Source organism: Mycobacterium paraffinicum, assembly GCF_001907675.1.
GTDB lineage: Bacteria > Actinomycetota > Actinomycetes > Mycobacteriales > Mycobacteriaceae > Mycobacterium > Mycobacterium paraffinicum_A.
In genome coordinates this window covers 63419-84007 of record NZ_MPNT01000004.1, presented here as the reverse complement: position 1 = coordinate 84007, position 20589 = coordinate 63419, and the positions used below count along the sequence as shown (strand labels likewise).

Here is a 20589-nt window from a genome sequence, read left to right as displayed (position 1 = left end):
TGCCCCCGTGTGGGCGAATCACGACAGTATCATCCCTGTGGCGGACAGAGGGCCGTTCGCCCCATCGGGCCGCGACGCACGCCCACCGTGCGAGCACGATGAGGGCGAGCCGCGCCGGCGACCCATCGATGGCCCAATGTCATTCGAACGCAAGCACACCCGATGGTTGTGGTTGCACGAGGCGCGCCTCACCTAGCCAACCGAGTGCTGATGCGTCTGCTCCGGCTCGTGGGAATTAGTTGCCGATTGCGTGACCGCCACAGCGGCGGCGGGGTGGTTGGTCCAGTCTGCGAGGCTATCGTCGAATGCCGCTTTCTTCTGCAGAATGATCTGATACTGGGCGTGCAGAACTTTGTATTCTCCGGCGTGGTATTTCAGGAATTGGTGGACCGCCCATGCGGTGTTTGCCCGTGGCCGCGGGTAGGCCGGCCACATAACATCGTCGAAAATCATCATTCCGCCCTGCTTCAACAGGCGCCACGAGTGGAGTGAATCAACTATCGCGTCATCGGCGAAGTGTGACCCGTCGACGTAAATCAGATCGAATTCCTGCTTTTCATCGATGAGCTGCGGCAAAACGGACAGTGATGAGCCCTTCCGCTTTATTACCCGACCGGCGGCCGAGGACACGTTGTGATCGAAGCGTGCCTCGAGGTCTCGCAAGTCCGACGTGGCGTGGTAGTGCCATTCGTCGCTGCCCGCCCAGGTATCCACGGCGGTCATGTGCCCTTGCGTGAAGTACGTCAGGAAAAAGAGCGTCGAGCGCCCCTCCCAGGATCCGATTTCAAGAATGCGTATCGGGTCGGCACGCTTGAAGACTTTCGGGAAGGTGACCGACCACGGCACGATGTTCATGTCGAACCATCGCTCTTGGAATTGGCCCTTCGCCGCCTGCTCTTCGAAAGCCGCGCGAACTTCGGCCAGGTGTTTTGCCGTGCCGGATAGAACGCCCAGGTTTACCAGGCGGTAGTGAATGGCGTCTGTCAGGTAGTGCCAGACCACACCCGGACGCATTCCCCCGATCCACCAGAAAAACAGAAATGTGAGGGTTCGGGCGGTCCAACGAAACTTCGGTTCGGTCGTCTGGCTGGTCATGTTTCCCTTGGTCTTGTTGCTGGAAAGGCCGATGCAGGCTTGTTTCAGGGCTCGAAACGAGCAGCTAACCCCCCGGAAGGTTCGGCGAGCTCGTAGAGCGCGGTCGTTGGATACTAACAGCAGCCGCTCAGGGGGCGGGGCGGTTTGGCCCGGCCCATTAGCCCTCACCGACGCAGGCGCCGTCCCGCGCACCTGGCAAAACACTGGTCACGCGCACCGCCGTCAAGCTGACTGCCTTGACCGGGCGAAGCTCTCCACCAAATCTGCGGCTTTCTTGACGCTTTCAGCAGGCGTTGTCATCCTGGTGGCCAGCTCGCGGGCTCTGGCGGCATATTCGGGGTCGAGGATTCGCCGCAGGTCCTTGACCAGAGATTGGCGGGTGGTCTTCGAGAAGCGGCGGGTGGTGCCCACCTTCAGTCGTTTCACCCGGGCCCCCCACAGCGTCTGATTCACATCCATCGAGAGGATCAGGGTGGGAACCCCGGCACGCATGCTTGCGGCTGTGGTGCCCGAACCGCCGTGGTGGACGACGGCCCGGCATGCGGGGAAGACGGCCGCATAATTCACACCACCCACCACCTTGACGTGGTCGGCGGGGGAGACCTCGCTGAAGTCGCTCCAACCGGCGCAAATCAACGCGCGCTCGCCCAACTCGGCGCAGGCGGCGCTGATCATCTCGATGGCGTCGACCGGCGATTCCACCGGCATACTGCCGAAGCCGAAACAAATCGGCGGAGTTCCGGCCGCGATCCACGACGCCACGTCGTCATCGGCCTCGGTGGTCAATGCCATCGTCAGTGCACCGACGAAGGGCCGCTGACCGTCCCACTTCCGCCATTCCGCCGCCAGGCCGGGGAAGCAGACCTCGTCGTAGGCCTGGATTTCCAGTGATCCACTTTCGGCGATGCGCCGCGCCGATGCGCCCCGGACCTTCGGCAGCCCCAATTCCCGACGCTGCGCGTCCTCCACCTTCTTGTTGAGGCGCCAGCCGAACCAATCGAACGCGGTCATCGACGCGCGCGCCAGGGGAGGCGGCAGCAGCGGAACGAGGTGGCCGTTGGCCCGCACCGGAACATGGTGCAACGTGGCCAATGGGACGTTCAGATATTCGGCGACGTTGACCACGGCCTCTTGGTAACTCTGGCCCGTGAGCAGCAGGTCTGCCCCCTCGGCCAGCGATGTCAAGGTCTTGCTCATCTGAGTCCAGCACTGGTCGCTGAGGTCCCACATCTCGCGCCAGAGCTCCCGCATCTCGCGCAGCTTCCAGAAGCCCCCGAAGAACGACGTCCAGAAGTTGCGGTACACGTCGAGCCAGGTCTGCGTGTTCAACCCGAAGGCGGCCGTCGGGAGGCCCGCAGCCTCGGTGAAGCCGACCAGGTCGGGCGGGACCGCCATGTGCACCTCGTGCCCCCGGTGCATCAGTTCACGGCCGACTACGAGCGAAGGCTCGATATCGCCTCGCGTTCCATAGCTTGCCAGCACAAACTTCATCTAGGGTTCTAGCCTTCGAGTGGGGCGTAATGGCGCGGTGATCGTGTGCAGAGGACTTGTGCCGACGTCACGTCCACCGTGTTGGAATACCGGCGCCGATGATAGCCAAGGCGCGGGCGATGACGAACGTCGTGCAGGCCGTCACTACTTTCGCCACAGGACACCGCATTGGTCGATCGTGACGATCTCCGCGGATATGTTGTGCTTGGCCCGGTAGTCGGCGACGGCTTTGCGGCATCCCTCGAGGTTGTAGTCGTCGATGATGCAGAAGCCGCCCGGTGACAATTTCGGGTACAGCCCGTCGAGCGCTTGGATCGTCGATTCGTAGAGGTCGCCATCGAGCCTCAATACCGAGATCTGATCGATGGGAGCCTTGTGCAGCGTGTCCTTGAACCAGCCTGGAAGGAAGCGAACCTGGTCGTCCAACAGCCCGTAGCGCTCGAAGTTCGCTTTGACCTCTTCTTGCGACACCGCCAGGACCGGCGCAGCATGATGCAAACCCAGCGTGAACCGGGGCAGCTTGTCCTCTTTGTAGTTCGCGGTGTCCGGGGGCGGGACGCCCTCGAACGAGTCGGCCAGCCACACGTTTCGAGTCTTGTCGCCGTATGCGGCCAGGACCGCGCGCATCAGGATGGAGGCCCCGCCGCGCCACACGCCGCATTCGACCAGATCACCCGGGATGTCCTCCTGCAGCACCGTCTCGACGCAGTGCTGCAGACTCGTAAGTCGCTGCATCCCGATCATCGTCTCCGCGTCGGCCGGCCAGTCCATGCCGAAGTCGCGGGCGTGCTTGTCGAACGGGCGTTTGCGGACCAGCATCAAGTTGCGGTTCTTGAGGAGGGGAAGCCACGTCAACCACCCGACGCTGGCCCGCATTTGCAGCGGCCAGCCCACAGGCACTAGCTGGTCCATGCCATACCTGGTGAGATCACGCCGGATCTGGTCCAGATAGAGTGATCGGACGTCGCTTTCGGTCACGGTCAAAACCGTCCCCCTGTGTCTCGGATGCCAGTACTGCCGGTGGTGAGCCTAGACGCCCAATCGGCGCCTCATTGCGCGTTTGGATTTTTCTAGAATCTGGTTGCCAGGGGTAGATTATCCACCCTCGCTATCCGATGGCGATGAGGAGGCGGATCGCACGCACTCCCTGAGTCTTCGGGGATTGCCCGGATTAGGCATGAATGAGTTTCGGCCGCTTGAGGTTCGAGTGCCCACGCGCCCGTTAGTTGCGCCCAGCGTGTTCCGCGTGATGCCCCGACGCGCCGGCGCGGTCGCTTTGCTGGCGGGGCTCCTCGGATTGCTCGTCAATCCATTGCAGTAGCGCATGCAGTCCCTCGTCGAGCGCCCATTTGGGTTGCCAGTCGAGGTCCTTTTTCGCGGGCTCAATATCGCAGCTGGCCGCGCGGATGTCACCGTCGCGAAATTTCGGTACGACGATCGGTTCGGGGGCGTCGAAGACGGCGGCGATCTTTTGGGCAAGCTCATGAATGCTGGTCGCGACGCCCGACCCGATGTCGAGGCAGCGTGATCCGTCGGCGGGTTGCTGCACCGTCGCGAACACCGCATCAATGACGTCATCGATGTAGACGAGATCGCGGAGGATCCGCCCATCCTCGTAGACCTCGGACGGTTGCTGTTCGCGCGACAGGCGTGCGAAGAAAGGAACCACTCCGGTGTATGGATTGGTCAGCGACTGACCTGGCCCATAGGCGTTCTGCAAACGCAGCACGCTGAGGTTGGTGTCGTGCGCGGCCGCCCAGGCGGCCAACAAATGTTCCTGGGCGAGCTTCGTCGCGCCGTAGATGTTGGTGGGGCGGGGCTCTGTGAGCCCCGCGCGGCTGGGAAGCGGCACGGCGCGTTCGCCGTTGGGCCCTTGCGGATCCCAGTTACCCGCGGCCAGCTGCGCGTGGCTGCGGGGCCCCGGGTAGAAGATTTGTGTGCCAGCGCGCCAAGGGCCCTCGCCGTAGACGGCCCTGGACGACGCCACCACCAGCTGCTCGGGAACGATGCCCGCGCGCGTCAGGGCGTCGAGAAGCTGGGTGGTGCCCACCACGTTCACGGCGCCATGTCGCGTCGCCTCGGACAGCGACTGCGCTGTTCCCGTCTCGGCCGCCAGATGAACGACCTGAGTAGGGCGAAACAGCCGGAGCACAGCGTCCCAGTCGGGGGAGTGGGTGACGTCACCGGTGAAGAACCGCACGGCTGGCGGCAGGTCAACCGTTGCGCGTTGACCGTGGACCTGAGGCAGCAGTACATCCATGACAGCCACGTCGTGCCCGGCTTCGATGAGTCGGCGTGACAGCCGGCACCCAATGAATCCTGCTCCACCGGTGATGAGCACGGATGTTGACAAGAGCCGATCCCTCCCGTTCGAGCGCAGAAAATCTAACCGAGACGCCTTTGCGGGTGCGGCCCGCGGTTGATCATATCGGTGAACGACCTACCGTCGGCCCAGTTGAAGGAGATAGCTCGACGACCCGTCGCCGGGACCCGTCAAACGAGGTGGACGTCCGGCGCGTAGAGGATCCACCGCCCACCGTGCTCTTGGAAGGCACGTTCTTTGGCCATGATCTCGTCGGCGTGGTTCCACGCGAACAGCAGCGCGTAGTCGGGATAGGGGTGGGAGAAGACCTCCGGCGGGTACACCGGAATCTGGGAGCCCGGCGTGAGACGCCCCTGCTTCTCGGGGGTCGAATCACACACCATAGGAAGCAGATCCGGGCCGATATCGCAATAGTTCATCACCGTCGCGCTCCGCGAGGTGGCCCCGTACCCGACGACACGTCGGCCGTCGGAACGCAAGTCGCGCAGGAGTTTGACCAGGTCCGCCCGGATGCGATCGATGTTGGCGGCGAACCGAACGAAAGTCTCTTCCTCGGCGACCCCTTCGGCTTCCTCACGCGCCAGGAACTCCGCGACGGTCGCGGTCGGCGCCGAAGTGCCCGGCCGAGCGACGGTGTAACGGATCGAACCACCGTGCAGCGGGAGGTGTTCGACGTCGACCAGTTCAAAGCCGAACCGGGCGGCCGTCGCCTGCACCGAGCGGACCGAGAAAAGATAGATGTGCTCGTCGTAGATCTGGTCGAAGTAGACCTGCTTCAGTATGTCGCCGAGATACCGGTCCTCGAATACGAATAGGCCGTCCGGCGAAAGCAGGGTGTCGGCACCTTGGAAGATCGAGTCCAGATAGGAGATGTGGCTGATCGTGTTCGCCGAATAGATCAGGTGGGCGGGTCCGTGCTCTTCGCGAATCTCGCCGGCCGTCGGCGCGTTGAAGAAATCGGTGCGCACGTTGATGCCTTGTTGCCGGGCCACCTCGCCGGCCCCGGCGGCCGGATCCACCCCCAAGTGCCGTATTCCCGCCTGGCTCAGGGTCTTCAGCATCACCCCGTCGTTACTGCCGATCTCGACGACAAACCTGTCCCCATGACCGGGACAGGCTCGCATGATGTGCCGGGCCACTTCCTCGCCGTGTCTGCGGATGAGCGCGGATCCGGACGCGCGGTAGGGGTAGTCGGCGCGATACATTTCGTTCGGTGGCACCTCGTCGAGCTGTTGCACCATTGTGCAAGACGTGCAGAGTCCGACCGCGAGTTGGAAAAAGGGCACTTTGCCGCTCTCTTCGGGCTTGACGAAGGCATTTGAGACGGGCTGACGCCCGAGGTCAAGGACCTGCCGAAGATCACCGCCGCACACACGGCAACTGCGCTCGGACAATACCGCCCCCTATCTCACATCTATCTCACATCGCGACCACCGTGTGATGAGCATAGACCGGAACGGACGCCGTCAATAGGCTCCTGAGTTTCTCGAACATTAATTCGGCGGAGTCCCGTCGTAGGCGGCTTTCAGCAGCAGGCAAGCCCATCCGATGCGTCTGCGCAGGTCCGGCCGCTCCGGGCTGGTCATTGCGGCGCCGCGGGTCGGCGACGTCTTGGCCAGCGGCATCCCTGCGGCGTCGCGCCACCACTACAAGAAATGGTCACGATGGAATGGCTGCAATTGATAGCACCGGCGTGGCCTTCATTAGAACGACCCGATGACCGCGGGATATGGATTCAAATTGAGGTCAGCAGGCGGAATGTGCAATCAGTTATGGCCGCCAATGAATGCATCAGGACGCCGATGCGCTGGCGGCGAGAGCCTGGGTTGGGCCCGCAACTCGCATAAAACCGCCCGTGTCGCCATTCGAGGCGCAATTAAGCGCCGGATCGATTGACTTCCCGGCGAGCGGCACCTTCCAGCAGGTCGGCGGCTTTGGCGACGCTGGCGGCGGGTTCGGTCATCCGCGCGGCGAGCTCGCGGGCCCGAACCGCGTATTCGGGGGCAAGGATCTGGCGTAAGTCCGCTACCAGCGACTCCGGGGTGGTGAGTGAAAATTGGCGAGCGGTACCGACTTTGAGTTGTTTCACTTGGTTCCCCCAGTACGGCTGGTCGGCCGAGCTCCACAAGATCAACGTCGGGACGCCGGCGCGCATGCTTGCCGCTGTGGTTCCCGAGCCACCGTGGTGGACGACGGCGCGACAGGCAGGGAAGACCGAAGCGTAGTTGACGACGCCCACCACCTTGACGTGGTCGAACTGGGGGACATCGCTGAAATCGGTTCCGCCGAAACAGATTAATGCCCGCTCGCCCAGTTGTGCGCATGCCTTCGCGATCATTTCGACCGTCTCGGTCGGCGACTCGACCGGTATGCTGCCCGAGCCGAAGCAGATCGGCGGTGGACCCGCCGCGATCCACGAGGCGACATCCTCATCGGCGTCGGTCGTCAGCTCCATCGTCAACGCACCGACAAAGGGCCGCCTATCACCCCATTTCGCCCACTCGGCCGCCAGGCCGGGAAAGCACGCCTCGTCGTACGCCTGGATTTCCAGCGAACCGCGCTGGCCGATCCGCCGCGGCGATCGACGCTTGGCCTTGGGCAGCTGCAGTTCCCGGCGCTGCGCGTTCTCCGTCTTCTTCGTCGAGCGCCAGAACAGCCACTCGACGGCCGTCATCGTCGTGCGGACGACCGGGGCGGGGGCGCTCGGGACGAGCTGGCCGTTGGCCCGCATCGGAAAATGATGCAGCGTGGCCAGCGGAATGTCGTAATACTCCGCCACGTTGGCGGCGGCTTGCTCGAAATTCAAGCCGGTGGACAGCAGGTCCGCTCCATCGGCCACCGACCTGAGCGTCTTGCTCACGTCGTTCCAGTAGCGGATGATCGGCTCCCACACCCTGCGGACCACCTTGACCGGGCCGCGGATCGTCCAGGCGCTGCGAAAGAAATCTCGCCACATGTTGCGAAGAAATTCCTCGTTCAGGAAGTCCTGCACCTGCGGCCCATAGGGCACCGCCGCCAGCCCGGCCGACTCGGCGAAGCTCACGAGCTCGGGTGGCACGGCCATCTGGATCTCGTGGCCCCGGCGCAGCAGTTCCCGCCCGACAGCGACGGAGGGCTCGACGTCGCCGCGAGTTCCGTAGCTGGCCAGGGCAAATCTCATCGCGAATCCTCGCCGTGTTGCGGTGCTTCACCGACTTGCGGGGTCTCGGTCATTGTCCCTGGTTCTTCGACTGCGGGCTGCCGTTTCGCGTTGGCGCCGTGGGGTGTTGGTTCTGATTCAACCTATCTTCTCCGACGTCTACGGTACGCAGCACTCGGTCGGAGGCGCTCGCGTCGCGCCGCCCTCCTGTCGCGATGGCTGGTGATCCGGCCAGATGCATCGGGCGGCCCGGAATGAAACTGTGCCGTTCTGCTGGAATCACAACGAGCGACCCGTTAGGGTTCTGCGGTATGTCGAGGATCACGCGCGGCCTGGTCGGCATTGCGCTGAACTCAGTTCGTAACAGGAAGTCCCTAGAGCCTTCGCGCCTAGCCGCCGCATACGGCTGGTTCAACGGCGAACATCTCGTCTCGCCGCCCGCGATCTCAAAACAGCGGCACCTGCTTCACACGTTGCAGTCGCGTAAGCACCGCATCTTTGTCGAGGCCGGCACGTACAAGGGGGAAACGACCGCTTTCTTCGTGCCCTATGTGGACCAAGTGATCTCGGTCGAGCTGCACGATGGTCTTTTCGCTGCGGCCGAGCGACGGTTCGCGCGCGAGCCCAAAGTCACTCTCGTTCACGGCGACTCGCTCATCGAGATACCTAAGATCGTCGCGAATTGTTCGTCTCCGCCCCTGGTGTTTCTCGACGGACACTTCTCCGGCGAGGGCACTGCCGAAGGTCAGGAGATGGAGCCCGCGGAATCCACGCTTTCCCGGCTCGCGGACGTGACACCTGCGGGCACGACGATCGTGATCGACGATCTGCGACTCTTCGGTTCTGGGCTTTCGGGTTTTCCGCAGCTTGACGCAATCACCTCAGCCGCGCGAACGGCTTTCCCCGACGCGATCATTCGGGCTGGCCTCGACTCGATCGTCGTCGAAACCCCCGAAAGTGGTTAACCGCCGCCCGTGATTGCTAGCGGTTCTTGACGGACCTGATCGTCCGCGCGCCCAGCACCCTCAACTCCAGCAATTTGTTGGTCACCCACAGTAGGCCTTTCGAATGATAGGTGGCCCTGAGTCTTGCCTCGAGCTCGTCCAGGTCCGAGCTCGCGATGACGGCCGCAGGGTGAATTAGCGGCAGGTCCAGTTCTTCTGCCGCCAGTGCCGCATAAATCCTGTCCCATTTCGCGTGCGTATGCGTCGCGTCAGCGTCGAAGCCGACATTTCGCACCAAGTTGCGAGCCGGGGTGGCGCAAAGGCCCGCGTTGGCCCATATGCTGTAGAACCACCGCCATGCCCAGGTATCGACCCTGCCCCGGTACACGATGTATTCGAAGATGCCCTCCCAGTGGTAGCGCTCGGTCACCTTCGGGAAGTACTGGTCGAACAATCTCCTGTCTCTGATTTCCGGCCAGCGCGTCATTTCGACGTCGTAATGCGCCCAGGCTCGCCTCCACGTGGCCCATCCCCAAATATGGGGATACCTGGAGAAGTAATAGCTGTCAGTCGTCTCGGCGTGGCCGAACAAGTGGTTCCCGCCGGAAATCATCATGACGCGCTCGTCGTTCTCATAGCGGTCAAGAAGTTCTTCGCAATATTGGTAAAACGAAGGAGAGGCGACGCAGTCGTCCTCTAATATTATCGCTTTCTCGACCAGTTCGAACGCCCAGCTAATGCCCGAGGAGACACGCGGGCAGGTGCCCATGTTGGTTTCCGAGAAATTCTTCTGGACGTCACAGTCCCAGTCGACTTCGTCGATGATCGCGCGCGCCGCCGCGCACTTCTCAGCTTCGCCAGGCTTGTTCGGGCGGGGGCCGTCAGCGATCACCAGCAGCTTCCCCGGCTTCGCGGCGCGGATGGTCTCGAAAACCTGTCGGGTGGTGTCCGGCCGGTTGAAAATCATGAGAATCACCGGTGGTGTCGTTGTCACAGTTCCATCCTTGCGACCACTCGGAGGTGAGGCGGATCGTATGGTCTGTCCGAGAAGACTTCGCCCACGAAATGCGTTCTGACCCTATAGAAATCGTTGCGGAGCCGTCAAGCCGCGTTCCGCCCCCTTTCCGCTAATGCCGGCCCATGCCGTAATACTCGAACCCCTCGGCTCGCATGCTTTCAGGTTCGTAGATGTTGCGGCCATCGAAAACGACATTGCCCCGCATAGCCGACTTGACGCGTTGCCACGACGGCCGCTGAAACTGTTTCCATTCGGTGAGCAAGAGCAACGCGTCGGCCCCCTCGACAGCCTCGTACATATTTCCGGCGTACTCGACCGAATCTCCCAGTGTCTCTTTCGCCTGCGCTGTGGCCTCGGGGTCGAAGACCCGTACTGCCGCTCCGGACTCCACCAGCTTTTTCGCGATGACCAGCGAAGGGGCGGCGCGTACATCGTCCGTCTGCGGCTTGAAACTGAGCCCCCAGAGCCCGATGCGCAAGCCTTGCAAGTTCCTCTGCGGTGACTCGCCGCCGAAGCGGGCGAAGATTTTTGCCACGAGGGCGGCCTTCTGCTCATCGTTGACATGCTCGACGGCGCGCAACAGGTGCATATCAGAGCCGACGCAGTCGGCCGTGTGCAGCAGTGCCCGAACGTCTTTCGGCAAGCACGAACCACCGTATCCTATTCCAGGAAACAGGAATTCATAGCCGATGCGCTTGTCCGCTCCGATAGCCTCCCGGACCGCCGAAATGTCGGCGCCGGCCTTTTCGCATAAGTTGGACATTTCGTTGATGAACGAAATCTTGGTGGCCAGGAAGCAGTTCGCCGCATACTTAGCCATCTCCGCGCTCCTGACGTCGATGGCAAGCAGGGGGTGGAAGGTGCGCAGGAACGGCTCGTAAAGCTCGCGCATGATGTTGAGGGCGCGCTCCGAATCGGTGCCGATCACCACGCGGTCGGGCTGCATGAAATCCGCAATTGCCTTGCCCTGCTTCAGGAATTCGGGATTCGAGACAACGTCGAAATCATGATCGGTCTTCTTGCGGATGATCTCTCGAACCTCGTCAGCGGTGCCGATGGGAACGGTGGACTTGTCGACGATGACTTTGTACCCGTTGATGTGCGAGCCGATGGCTTCGGCGGCGGAGTAGACATGAGTGAGATCGGCCGCCCCGCTCTCGCCCATCGGTGTCGGCACGGCGATGAAGATGACGTCCCCGTGCTCGATCCCACGTCGGGCGTCGGTCGTGAAGTCGATCAGTCCGCTCTCCCGGCTCCTCGCGAGCAGCTCCGCCAGGCCCGGCTCGAAGATGGGAACCTCCCCGGCCAGCAGCCGGTCTATCTTCGCTCGGTCGATGTCCACGCAGACGACGTCGTTGCCGCTGTCCGCCAGGCAGGCGCCGGTGACCAGGCCGACGTAGCCGGATCCGATAACCGAAATTTTCAAGGCAACCCCTTTACCGCCTGACTGATCGCCGCCCATATTGCCTCACGCGCGGCCGGTTCATGCACCGATTCGTATGTCGCGTCTGCCGACCGCGAGCGTGGAGCTCGTTCTGAGGTGGTGCCGGCTGGGCCCGTTATCGCGCGATGGGCGGGAATGGGGAGCGGGGGAGCCGGCCAGCCTTAATCGATCGCCCTCCGCCCGAGCCAGGGGCGTTGTAGCGTTGGTCGACCACAGGTTCCGTGCGACGATGACCACACATCAGCGAGAGCGGTCACTAGCGGAAGGACGACAACGGTGGCATCTGCTCCGACCGTTTCGGTGATAACTATTTCGTTCAACGACCTCGACGGGCTGAAACGCACTGTGGAAAGTGTGCGGTCACAGCGCTACCGGGGACAGATCGAGCACATCATTATCGACGGTGGGTCCGGCGACGCGGTGGTCGAATATCTGTCCGGGTGTGAGCCTGGGTTTGCATACTGGCAGTCTCAGCCCGACAAGGGCAGATATGACGCTATGAACCAGGGCATCGCCCACGCCTCTGGCGACTTGTTGTGGTTCATGCATTCCACCGACTGCTTTTCCGATCCGGACGCGGTGGCCTCGGTCATCGAGGCGATCTCGGGCCAAGGATCGGTGCGCGACGTGTGGGGCTACGGCAAAAACAACCTGGTTGGCCCCGACGGCAGCGTTCTCTTCCCGCGCCCATATGGCTATATGCCCTTCAAAATTCGGAAATTCCTGCTGGGAGCGACCGTTGCGCACCAGGCGACGTTTTTCGGGGCGGCGCTGGTGGAAAAGTTGGGTGGCTACGACCTCGACTTTGGACTCGAGGCCGACCAATTGTTCATCTACCGAGCCGCGATGCTGCGAGCCCCGGTTACGATCGACCGGGTGGTCTGCGATTTCGACATGACAGGACCGGGTTCGACGCAACCCATCCGCGAGCACTACCGAACTCTTCGCCGCATGTGGGACATGTACGGCTACTACCCTCTGGGGGGACGGCGCAGATCGTGGGCTTACCTACGCGTGAAGGAATATGCGATTAGGGCGGATCTTGCCGCGTTCAACGCCGTGAAGGCGCTGCGCGGGAAGTTGGCCAACCGGAGGCGGGCGGGGGCGACCTCCACGCAGAGTGAGACGAGTGTCGTCCAAGCCGGGTGAATGGCATGTCGGTGCTCTGGCCAGGGCTGGTTCACTGGCCAGGAAGTAGCCGCCTTTTGCGCCCGCTCGTCACGACGTGCAATCGCGACGGGAAGTCGGCGAGATGACCTCGTCGGGCGAGCGTGTCCTGTACCTTGATACGCGGCAGCGAGGCGGTTTTTGCGCCACGCGCAGCGTGGCTCTTGCGACTACACCCCGCCCTGCAGTACCACGAGGAGTGAACCGCCAGATGATGCGATGCCGGACCTGCGGTGATCAGCACGCACCGACGAGAGCCGGGATCCGGTGAAGAGAGCAGTCATAACCGGAATCACCGGACAGGACGGGTCATATCTCACCGAACTTTTGCTGAGCAAAGGGTACGAGGTCCATGGGCTGATCCGTCGAGCCTCGACGTTCAACACTTCGCGGATCGATCATCTCTACGTAGATCCACACCAACCGGGCGCACGGCTGTTCCTGCACTACGGCGACCTGACGGACGGCACCCGCCTGGTCACCTTGCTCAGCACCATTGACCCCGATGAGGTCTATAACCTTGCGGCGCAGTCACATGTGCGCGTCAGCTTCGACGAGCCGGTGCACACCGGCGACACCACGGGCATGGGGTCGATCCGACTGCTTGAAGCCGTCCGCCTTTCGCGCGTGAATTGTCGTTTTTACCAAGCGTCTTCGTCGGAGATGTTTGGCGCTTCGCCACCACCGCAGAACGAGGAGACGCCATTCTATCCGCGGTCTCCGTACGGCGCGGCGAAGGTTTACTCCTATTGGGCGACGCGGAACTATCGAGAGGCCTACGGCCTATTCGCGGTGAACGGCATCTTGTTCAATCACGAATCACCAAGGCGTGGTGAGACTTTCGTTACTCGAAAGATCACGAGAGCCGTGGCGCCGATAAAGGCCGGTGTCCAGTCGGACCTCTACCTCGGCAATCTCGACGCGGTGCGCGATTGGGGATACGCGCCAGAATACGTCGAAGGGATGTGGCGCATGCTGCAGTCGCCTGAGGCAGACGACTTCGTTCTGGCGACGGGACGCGGCTACACCGTGCGCGAGTTCGTGCAGACCGCATTCGATCATGCCGGACTCGACTGGCAGAAGTACGTGAAGTTCGACGACCGCTATCTGCGGCCCACCGAAGTGGATTCGCTGATCGGCGACTCGACCAAGGCCGCTCAGTCACTCGGGTGGAAGGCGTCGGTGCACACCGGCGAACTGGCACGGATCATGGTCGATGCCGATATCGCCGCGCTGGAGTGCGACGGCAGGCCGTGGATCGACAAGCCAACCCTGCCCGGCTGGATCTGACGGCGATGAACACACCGATCGGGCTGCCCGACCGCGCATCGCCTGTATATATCGCCGGGCACCGTGGACTGGTCGGGTCCGCACTAATACGAAGGTTTCGAGCCGAGGGATTCACGAATCTTCTCACCCGGTCACACTCCGAACTTGACCTCACAGATCGCTCCGCAACCTTTGAGTTCGTTCTGGAATCGAGGCCGCAGCTCATCGTCGATGCCGCGGCCCGGGTCGGCGGCATTATGGCCAATAACACCTACCCGGCCGATTTTCTTTCCGAGAACCTGCAGATTCAGGTCAATCTGCTCGATGCCGCCGTCGCCGCTCGGGTACCCCGGCTGCTATTTCTGGGGTCATCGTGCATCTATCCGAAGTACGCTCCGCAGCCTATTCCCGAAAATGCGTTGTTGACCGGCCCTCTGGAACCCACCAACGACGCGTACGCGATCGCCAAGATTGCCGGCATTCTTCAGGTCCAGGCGGTCAGACGCCAATACGGCCTGGCGTGGATTTCGGCGATGCCGACAAACCTTTACGGGCCGGGCGACAACTTCTCTCCCGCCGGCTCTCATCTACTCCCGGCGCTCATCCGCAGGTATGAAGAGGCTAAAGCCAGTGGCGCGCCCGAGGTGACGAACTGGGGGACTGGTACGCCGCGGCGTGAACTGCTGCACGTTGACGATCTGGCCAGCGCGTGCCTATACCTCTTGGAACACTTTGATGGTCCCAGCCACGTCAACGTGGGCACCGGCATCGACCATTCCATCAACGAGATAGCCGAGATGGTCGCCGCGGCGGTGGGGTATACCGGCGAAACCCGCTGGGATACAACGAAACCGGATGGCACCCCGCGCAAGCTGCTTGATGTCTCACTCTTGCGGGGGATGGGATGGCTGCCTAGCATCAGGCTGCAGAGCGGAATCGAGGCAACGGTGTCCTGGTACCGCGCGAACGCGGATGCGGTGAGGCAGTGAACGCGCAACGTCCTGCGCCTTGACGCATCGCTCCGACTGCGAGCGGCTGGCACATCCACATCCCGCATCGCACGCAGATTCACCACGGCCAAGCGTCTCCTCGGCGCATATTCGCGTGCTAATGTGGCGCGGTGGAATTCTTTCGCAATGTTCGCTTGATCGCTCGCAACGTCAGTATGGAGACGCTGCGTCACTTCGATCGCAAACGCCTGCTAATCAATCAACTCGAGGCGCTCAAGGTAAATGTTGTTATTGACGTCGGCGCCAACTCGGGGCAATTCGGTACGTCATTGCGGCGGGCGGGATACAAGGGTCGCATTGTCTCGTTCGAGCCTCTGCCGGAGCCCTTTTCTCAATTGCAACGCAAGGCCGCTAACGATCCATTATGGGAGTGCAGGCAATGCGCGCTGGGTGACGCCGAACAGACAATTACGATCAACGTCGCGGGGAACGCAGGCGCAAGCAGTTCCGTCTTGCCCATGCTCAAGAGTCACCAGGATGCTTTTCCACCTGCGAATTACATCGGCACGGAAGAAGTGCCGATACATAGGCTGGACTCCCTGGCGCCAGAATTTTTGAAACCCGACGACGTGATGTTTCTCAAGATCGACGTCCAGGGGTTCGAGAAGCAGGTGCTCGCGGGCGCGAAACAAACGGTGAACGACCGCTGCGTCGGCATGCAACTCGAGCTGTCCTTCCTGCCGTTGTACCAGGGAGACATGCTCATTCACGAATCGCTCGAACGTGTGTATTCGTTGGGCTTCATACTCACGGGCTTGCTGCCGGGATTCACCGATCCGCGCAACGGGCGGATGCTGCAGGCCGACGGCATTTTCTTCCGTGGCGACGATTGACCGCGCCGCGCGACCGTCACTCCGTGACGCAATGGCACGCGTGACCAGGCGGGCGGATCCCCGGGGCGGAGATTGTTCGGAAGAAGGCGAACACCAGGCGGTCCGCTGCTAACGTGACAGGGGCCATGACCGCGCCACTGTTCTCGATCATCGTGCCCACCTTCAACGCAGCGGCGACAGTTCGAGCCTGTCTGGACAGTGTCGTCCACCAGAGCTGCGACGAATTCGAACTGGTTCTCGTCGACGGCGGATCGACGGACCAAACTCTTGACGTCGCGCGCGGCTTCGGCCCGGAACTCGGCGCCCGTCTGGTCATTCACAGTGGCCCCGACGACGGCCCTTATGACGCCATGAACCGAGGTGTCGAGATCGCCAGGGGAGAGTGGCTACTTTTCCTGGGGGCCGACGACACTCTTTACGAGTCGGACACCCTGGCCCGCGTGGCAGCCTTCATTCGCGGCCACGAACCCAGTGATCTCGTGTATGGCGACGTCATCATGCGCTCGACCGAGACGCGCCACGCCGGCGCCTTCGACCTCGACCGCCTGCTGTTCGAAACCAATCTGTGCCATCAATCGATCTTTTACCGCCGCAAGCTTTTCGACGGGATCGGCCCGTACAACCTGCGCTACCCGGTGTGGGCCGACTGGGACTTCAACATCCGATGCTTCTCCAATCCCGCGCTGGTCACCCGGTACATGGATATCGTCGTCGCACGCTACAACGATTTGACGGGCCTCAGCATGCGGGAGGGGGTCGACAGGGAGTTCAGAAAACGGCTCCCCATGTACTTCTGGGTGGCGGCGTGGGAGACCTGCAGCAGAATGCTGGCTTTCTTGAAGGACAAGGAAAATCGCAAACTGGCGGTCCGCTCGCGCCTGATCAGGTACCGGGCGGCATCCAATGCTCGACAAGCATCTGGAGTCACCGGTGAGTGAGTCGGGACAAACCTTGCTCGTCGGGAGGGGGAGATGGCGCGTATGACGCTCGGGGAAGTCTTCGACCCACGCAAGAATGCCCTCAATGCGTGGCGCTTGGCGTTGGCGACCGGTGTGATCCTGTGGCATTCCTTCCCGCTCACGGGACGCATGCCGTTCGCGCCTTTCGTCCAGCTTCTCGGCCTTGGATGTGTTGACGGCTTTTTCGCGATCTCCGGTTACCTCATCGTCTCGAGCTGGCTCCGGAATCCGCAGCTTGGCCAGTACTTCATCGCTCGATCGCTGCGCATCCTGCCTGGGTTATGGGTGTGCCTTGCCGTCACCGCCTTCGTCATCGCTCCGGTCGGCGTGGCACTTCAGGGTGGTTCGGCGGCAAAGCTATTGCTGTCCCGAGCGCCGGTCGAATATGTGTTGAAGAACAGCGCGGTGTGGATGTTCCAGTTCGATATCGGCGGCACGCCTAGCGGTATTCCGGTTTCGGGAATGTGGAACGGTTCCCTCTGGACTTTGGGCTGGGAGGTGCTGTGCTACATCGGTGTTGCGGTATTCGGCGTCACCGGGTTACTTGGCCGAAAATGGGCCATCCCTTTGGCGTTGACGGTGGCTCTGGCCTGGTCGGTGGTGCTGCCGGGGTGGGGTGGGGTGCACGCGATCGCCTCCAACGCAGCGCGATTCGCCCTCATGTTCTTGGCCGGGGCTCTTTTGCATCAGCTAAGAAACGCAATTCCCGCTAAGTGGTCGCTCGTCGCGGTGTGCTCCGTCGTCGTCCTCGCGTCATCGGCTGTATTGCCCAACTATCGACTGATCGCCGCGCTTCCCATGGCCTACGCCATCATCGTCTCGGGTTCCCTCATCAAAAACAGGCGGATGAGGTTTCCCACCGACCTGTCCTACGGCGTGTACATTTACGCGTTTGCGATCCAACAGTCGCTGGTGCTCGGAGGACTTCTTCGCCTCAATTCAATCTTGTTCTGCTTCATATCCATTGCAGTGACTGTGCCAACCGCAGCGATGAGCTGGTTCCTGATCGAGAAACCCGCGTTGTCCCTGAAGCGCCGGCTGAGGGGGCGCGCCGCTCGCCAAGGGCCGGCATCCGATCAGCTTGTCGAACTGGAGTCAGACCCGAGCCGCTATTCGGCTCGCGGCGAGACCGGAACGCGCACAAGCAATCTCCCAACCGACGAGGACGCCCCGGAACCGCCCTCGGCGAGTCCGGAACCAGCGGTGTAGTTGCACTTCGATGCCTCCGCCCCAAAGGCGGAGGCGGGACGTCCGCGATCCCATGAGTACAGCCGGGCCACTCGCCCTGCCCAGCATCTCGGAGAGCGGCAGCGTCTTACGCGTTGGACTCCGCAGCGATCCGGTACCCGCGGACGGCCAGAGGAAAGAAGACGGCGAGGAATGCGACCGCCCACATCAGAGTCATGGCAACGGGCCACAGGATCGGGCCGCCGTGGGCTAGTGATCTCATCGCCTCGATGGGAGGGGAGATGGGTTGTAGACGGACGAACGCTTGAAGCCAACTCGGATACTGACCGACCGGGGTGGTGCCAGGGTTCAGAAAGGCGAGCGCGACGGTGCCGCCCGCCAACCAAGTGGTCATGGCGCGGCCGTTGGTGCGAATGACGAGCGCCATTGCGAGCGTTGCGAATTCGACAACCACGACCGACGGGATCAGTACGTACAACAACGCCGAGACCCACCCATGTGAGAAGCGCAGCCCCATGGCGATTCCGAGCGCGGTGATGAGGATCGTGCCGATGAGCACCCGCGTGGCCTCCGCCGTGAGCCGCCCGGTGAGCGCACTGGCGCGGTGTACCGGCAGCATCCACATTCTGCTGATCAACCCCGTCTGGCGGTCATCTGTAATCCCAACGGAATTGGCCAAGCCGCCGAACAGCGCAGACAGCACCGCACATGTCGGAACCAGCCCGTAGATACTCTCGACGCCGGTAATCCGACGCACCTGGTCGCCCAACACCGCTTGATAGAGCAGCAGAAGCCCGATAGGCAAGAGCAGCGACCCCATCAGCACGGCTCGGTCCCGCCGCCACCTGGTAAGCAGCCGACCGGCTTGTACCCAGCTCTGGGCCACCAGCGAGCCCTGCACCCCTGTTCCCGCTGTCATCCGGCTCGCCGTTGCATTCGTAGTGCGATGCCTCCGAAGATAACGATCATGCCGATACACCAGGCAAGGCTGGCCGCCAAGTTGCTGGCTGACAGGTGCCCGGCGCCCAGCCCGCGCAGCGTCTCGGCGACCTGTGACACCGGTTGATTGCGGACGTAGGGCCGCAAGTAGCCGGGAAATGCCTTCTCGGGGGCAATTCCGGTGGACAGCATGAACAACAGCAGCTGGGGGACGAAGAGCAGATAGCTTGCGCCCTGCAGGCTCTTAGAGCGCGAACCCAGTGCGTCGGCGCCCAACGCGACTGCCAGGCAAAGCAGCAATGCGATGAGCATGAAGGCGACGGCGGAGCTGATCCCGCCCGTCATCCGGAATCCGAACGCGTAGCCGGCCGCCATCGACACCGAGAGGGCCAGGATGCCGCGCATCATGGTGGCTGCCACGCGGGCGCTCACGGGCGTTGCCGCGGCGATCGGCAGCGTCCGCAACCGCTCGCCGAATGACGACAAGTGGTCACGTGCGGCGCGGTCGGCGGTCATCAGCGCGACGAAGATCATCGACTGGACGACCACGGCGGGCAGCAGGTATTGCGCGTAGCTGACGTGGCCGGTGTCGACCAGGCCGTGCAGCGCCACAGTGAAGCCGGCCAAGTACACGACCGGTGACACCAGTTCGAAGATCAGGCCGCCGTCGCGTGCTGAGGACATCAGCGAACGCTCGGTGAGGGCAGCGAGGCCGCTCATGGCCGAGCCACGGTCCGTTCGGTGAGATGCAGGAAAGCCTCATCCAGTGAGGGCTTGCGCAGCGAGATGTCGGCGAGTTCGATACCCAGCGCATCGACCCGCCGGAACACATCGGCCAGTGTCGCCACCCCGTCGGGGGCGAACACCGAAACCGAGTTGGTGTCGCTGTCGACGTCCAACCCTTCGAACCCGGCCAACGTCGTCGCGACGCGCGGCAGGTCGGCGGGATCGGCCGGGCTCACCTGGCAATAGCTGGAACCTACCCGGCGCTTGAGGTCCTCGGCGGTGCCGCTCGCGATCACCTGTCCGTGGTCGATGACGACGATCGAGTCGCTCAGCTGGTCGGCTTCTTCCAGGTACTGAGTGGTCAGCAGTACGGTCACTCCTTGGCCGGCCAACGAGCTCACGAGGGACCACACGTCACGCCGGCTGCGTGGGTCGAGCCCGGTGGTCGGTTCGTCGAGAAAGAGCACTTTCGGCCGTACCATCAGCGCGCACGCGACGTCAGTGCGCCGCCACATGCCTCCGGAATAGGTGGAGATCAGCCGATCGGCGACCGCGCCCAGGTCGAACTGCTCGATCAGCTCGTCGGCGCGAGCCTTGGCCTGTCGGCGACGTAGGCCTCGCAGCCTGCCGAACAAGATGAGATTCTCCCTGCCAGTGAGCAAGGTATCCATCGCACTCTTCTGCCCGGTCGTTGAGATGCTGGCCCGCACTTGCGCCGGCTGGCGGGTGATGTCGTAGCCGGCGACGGTGGCACGACCCGAGGTAGGGCGAATCAGTGTCGACAGGATGTTGATGGTGGTGGTCTTGCCGGCACCGTTATGGCCGAGCAGACCACAGACCGTTCCGGCCGGAACGGAGAAGTTCACGCCGCGCAGGGCATGTGTGTCGCGCCCGAAAGTCTTTGCTAGGTCGACAACCTCGATTGCCAGTTGGCTCACGGTAGAAAGTATTTCATGGTGCTGTCATCACGTTGGCCATATTGGTCGTCCATGCTCCTCCGTGAAATCTTCGGCAAGCAACAAATAGCGCATGGCCGCCGCGGCG

18 protein-coding genes are annotated in these 20589 nt (G+C 62.5%); 7 read left to right on the top strand and 11 right to left on the bottom strand.

Annotated elements, in window-relative coordinates; genetic code table 11:
* Positions 1-192 precede the first annotated feature (192 nt).
* The 6 genes from BRW65_RS06375 to BRW65_RS06350 form a co-directional block, all read right to left on the bottom strand.
* A complete protein-coding gene (locus tag BRW65_RS06375; RefSeq protein WP_073872464.1) occupies positions 193-1095 on the bottom strand; it encodes a class I SAM-dependent methyltransferase in 903 nt (300 codons plus the stop codon).
* A 222-nt stretch (positions 1096-1317) separates the two neighbouring features.
* Positions 1318-2586 carry a glycosyltransferase gene (locus BRW65_RS06370; protein WP_073872462.1) on the bottom strand — a complete coding sequence of 423 codons (1269 nt, stop codon included), beginning with the start codon at positions 2584-2586 and terminating at the stop codon, positions 1318-1320.
* Positions 2587-2730: 144 nt separating this feature from the next.
* Positions 2731-3564, bottom strand: coding sequence for a TylF/MycF/NovP-related O-methyltransferase (locus tag BRW65_RS06365; protein ID WP_067778740.1), 834 nt, complete (start codon positions 3562-3564; stop codon positions 2731-2733).
* A 244-nt stretch (positions 3565-3808) separates the two neighbouring features.
* Positions 3809-4927, bottom strand: a complete 1119-nt coding sequence (locus BRW65_RS06360) for an NAD-dependent epimerase/dehydratase family protein (RefSeq protein ID WP_073872460.1) — start codon at positions 4925-4927, stop codon at positions 3809-3811.
* Positions 4928-5079: 152 nt separating this feature from the next.
* Positions 5080-6282: a class I SAM-dependent methyltransferase gene (locus BRW65_RS06355; RefSeq protein ID WP_084187737.1), complete on the bottom strand. Its 1203-nt coding sequence runs from the start codon at positions 6280-6282 to the stop codon at positions 5080-5082.
* A gap of 503 nt (positions 6283-6785) precedes the next feature.
* A complete protein-coding gene (locus BRW65_RS06350; RefSeq protein WP_073872456.1) occupies positions 6786-8069 on the bottom strand; it encodes a glycosyltransferase in 1284 nt (427 codons plus the stop codon).
* Positions 8070-8359: 290 nt separating this feature from the next.
* Here BRW65_RS06350 and BRW65_RS06345 point away from each other — a divergent pair, with 290 nt between their 5' ends.
* On the top strand, positions 8360-9013 hold the full coding sequence (locus BRW65_RS06345; RefSeq protein WP_073872454.1) for a hypothetical protein: 654 nt from the start codon (positions 8360-8362) through the stop codon (positions 9011-9013).
* Positions 9014-9029: 16 nt separating this feature from the next.
* On the opposite strand, the gene BRW65_RS06340 is transcribed toward BRW65_RS06345, so the two are convergent.
* Entirely contained in the window at positions 9030-9986 is a 957-nt protein-coding gene (locus BRW65_RS06340) for a methyltransferase type 11 (protein WP_244168003.1), read from the bottom strand.
* Between the two features lie 133 nt (positions 9987-10119).
* On the bottom strand, positions 10120-11472 hold the full coding sequence (locus BRW65_RS06335; RefSeq protein WP_139272898.1) for a UDP-glucose dehydrogenase family protein: 1353 nt from the start codon (positions 11470-11472) through the stop codon (positions 10120-10122).
* 258 nt (positions 11473-11730) lie between these two features.
* On the opposite strand from BRW65_RS06335, the gene BRW65_RS06330 reads away from it, so the two are divergent.
* From BRW65_RS06330 to BRW65_RS06305, 6 genes are all read left to right on the top strand, one after another.
* On the top strand, positions 11731-12603 hold the full coding sequence (locus BRW65_RS06330) for a glycosyltransferase family 2 protein (RefSeq protein WP_073872452.1): 873 nt from the start codon (positions 11731-11733) through the stop codon (positions 12601-12603).
* A gap of 285 nt (positions 12604-12888) precedes the next feature.
* A complete protein-coding gene (gene gmd / locus BRW65_RS06325; protein WP_073872450.1) occupies positions 12889-13911 on the top strand; it encodes a GDP-mannose 4,6-dehydratase in 1023 nt (340 codons plus the stop codon).
* A 5-nt stretch (positions 13912-13916) separates the two neighbouring features.
* Entirely contained in the window at positions 13917-14879 is a 963-nt protein-coding gene (locus BRW65_RS06320; protein WP_073872448.1) for a GDP-L-fucose synthase family protein, read from the top strand.
* Between the two features lie 131 nt (positions 14880-15010).
* Complete coding sequence (locus BRW65_RS06315; protein ID WP_073872446.1) at positions 15011-15733, top strand: FkbM family methyltransferase; 723 nt, start codon at positions 15011-15013, stop codon at positions 15731-15733.
* A gap of 125 nt (positions 15734-15858) precedes the next feature.
* Positions 15859-16671: a glycosyltransferase family 2 protein gene (locus BRW65_RS06310; protein ID WP_073872444.1), complete on the top strand. Its 813-nt coding sequence runs from the start codon at positions 15859-15861 to the stop codon at positions 16669-16671.
* Between the two features lie 42 nt (positions 16672-16713).
* Positions 16714-17901, top strand: a complete 1188-nt coding sequence (locus BRW65_RS06305) for an acyltransferase family protein (RefSeq protein WP_073872442.1) — start codon at positions 16714-16716, stop codon at positions 17899-17901.
* 106 nt (positions 17902-18007) lie between these two features.
* Here the strand turns inward: BRW65_RS06305 and BRW65_RS06300 are convergent, their stop codons facing one another.
* Genes BRW65_RS06300 through BRW65_RS06290 form a run of 3 tightly spaced genes read right to left on the bottom strand, consistent with a single transcriptional unit; the run spans position 18008 to position 20483 of the window.
* A complete protein-coding gene (locus tag BRW65_RS06300; protein WP_073872440.1) occupies positions 18008-18799 on the bottom strand; it encodes an ABC transporter permease in 792 nt (263 codons plus the stop codon).
* The gene (locus tag BRW65_RS06295; protein ID WP_073872439.1) at positions 18796-19539 is read right to left on the bottom strand and encodes an ABC transporter permease; all 744 of its coding nucleotides are present in this window, start codon (positions 19537-19539) and stop codon (positions 18796-18798) included. Before BRW65_RS06295 ends, BRW65_RS06300 begins: the two co-directional genes overlap by 4 nt.
* Positions 19536-20483, bottom strand: a complete 948-nt coding sequence (locus BRW65_RS06290; RefSeq protein WP_073872437.1) for an ATP-binding cassette domain-containing protein — start codon at positions 20481-20483, stop codon at positions 19536-19538. The genes BRW65_RS06295 and BRW65_RS06290 overlap by 4 nt, the downstream gene beginning before the upstream one ends.
* Positions 20484-20589 lie beyond the last annotated feature (106 nt).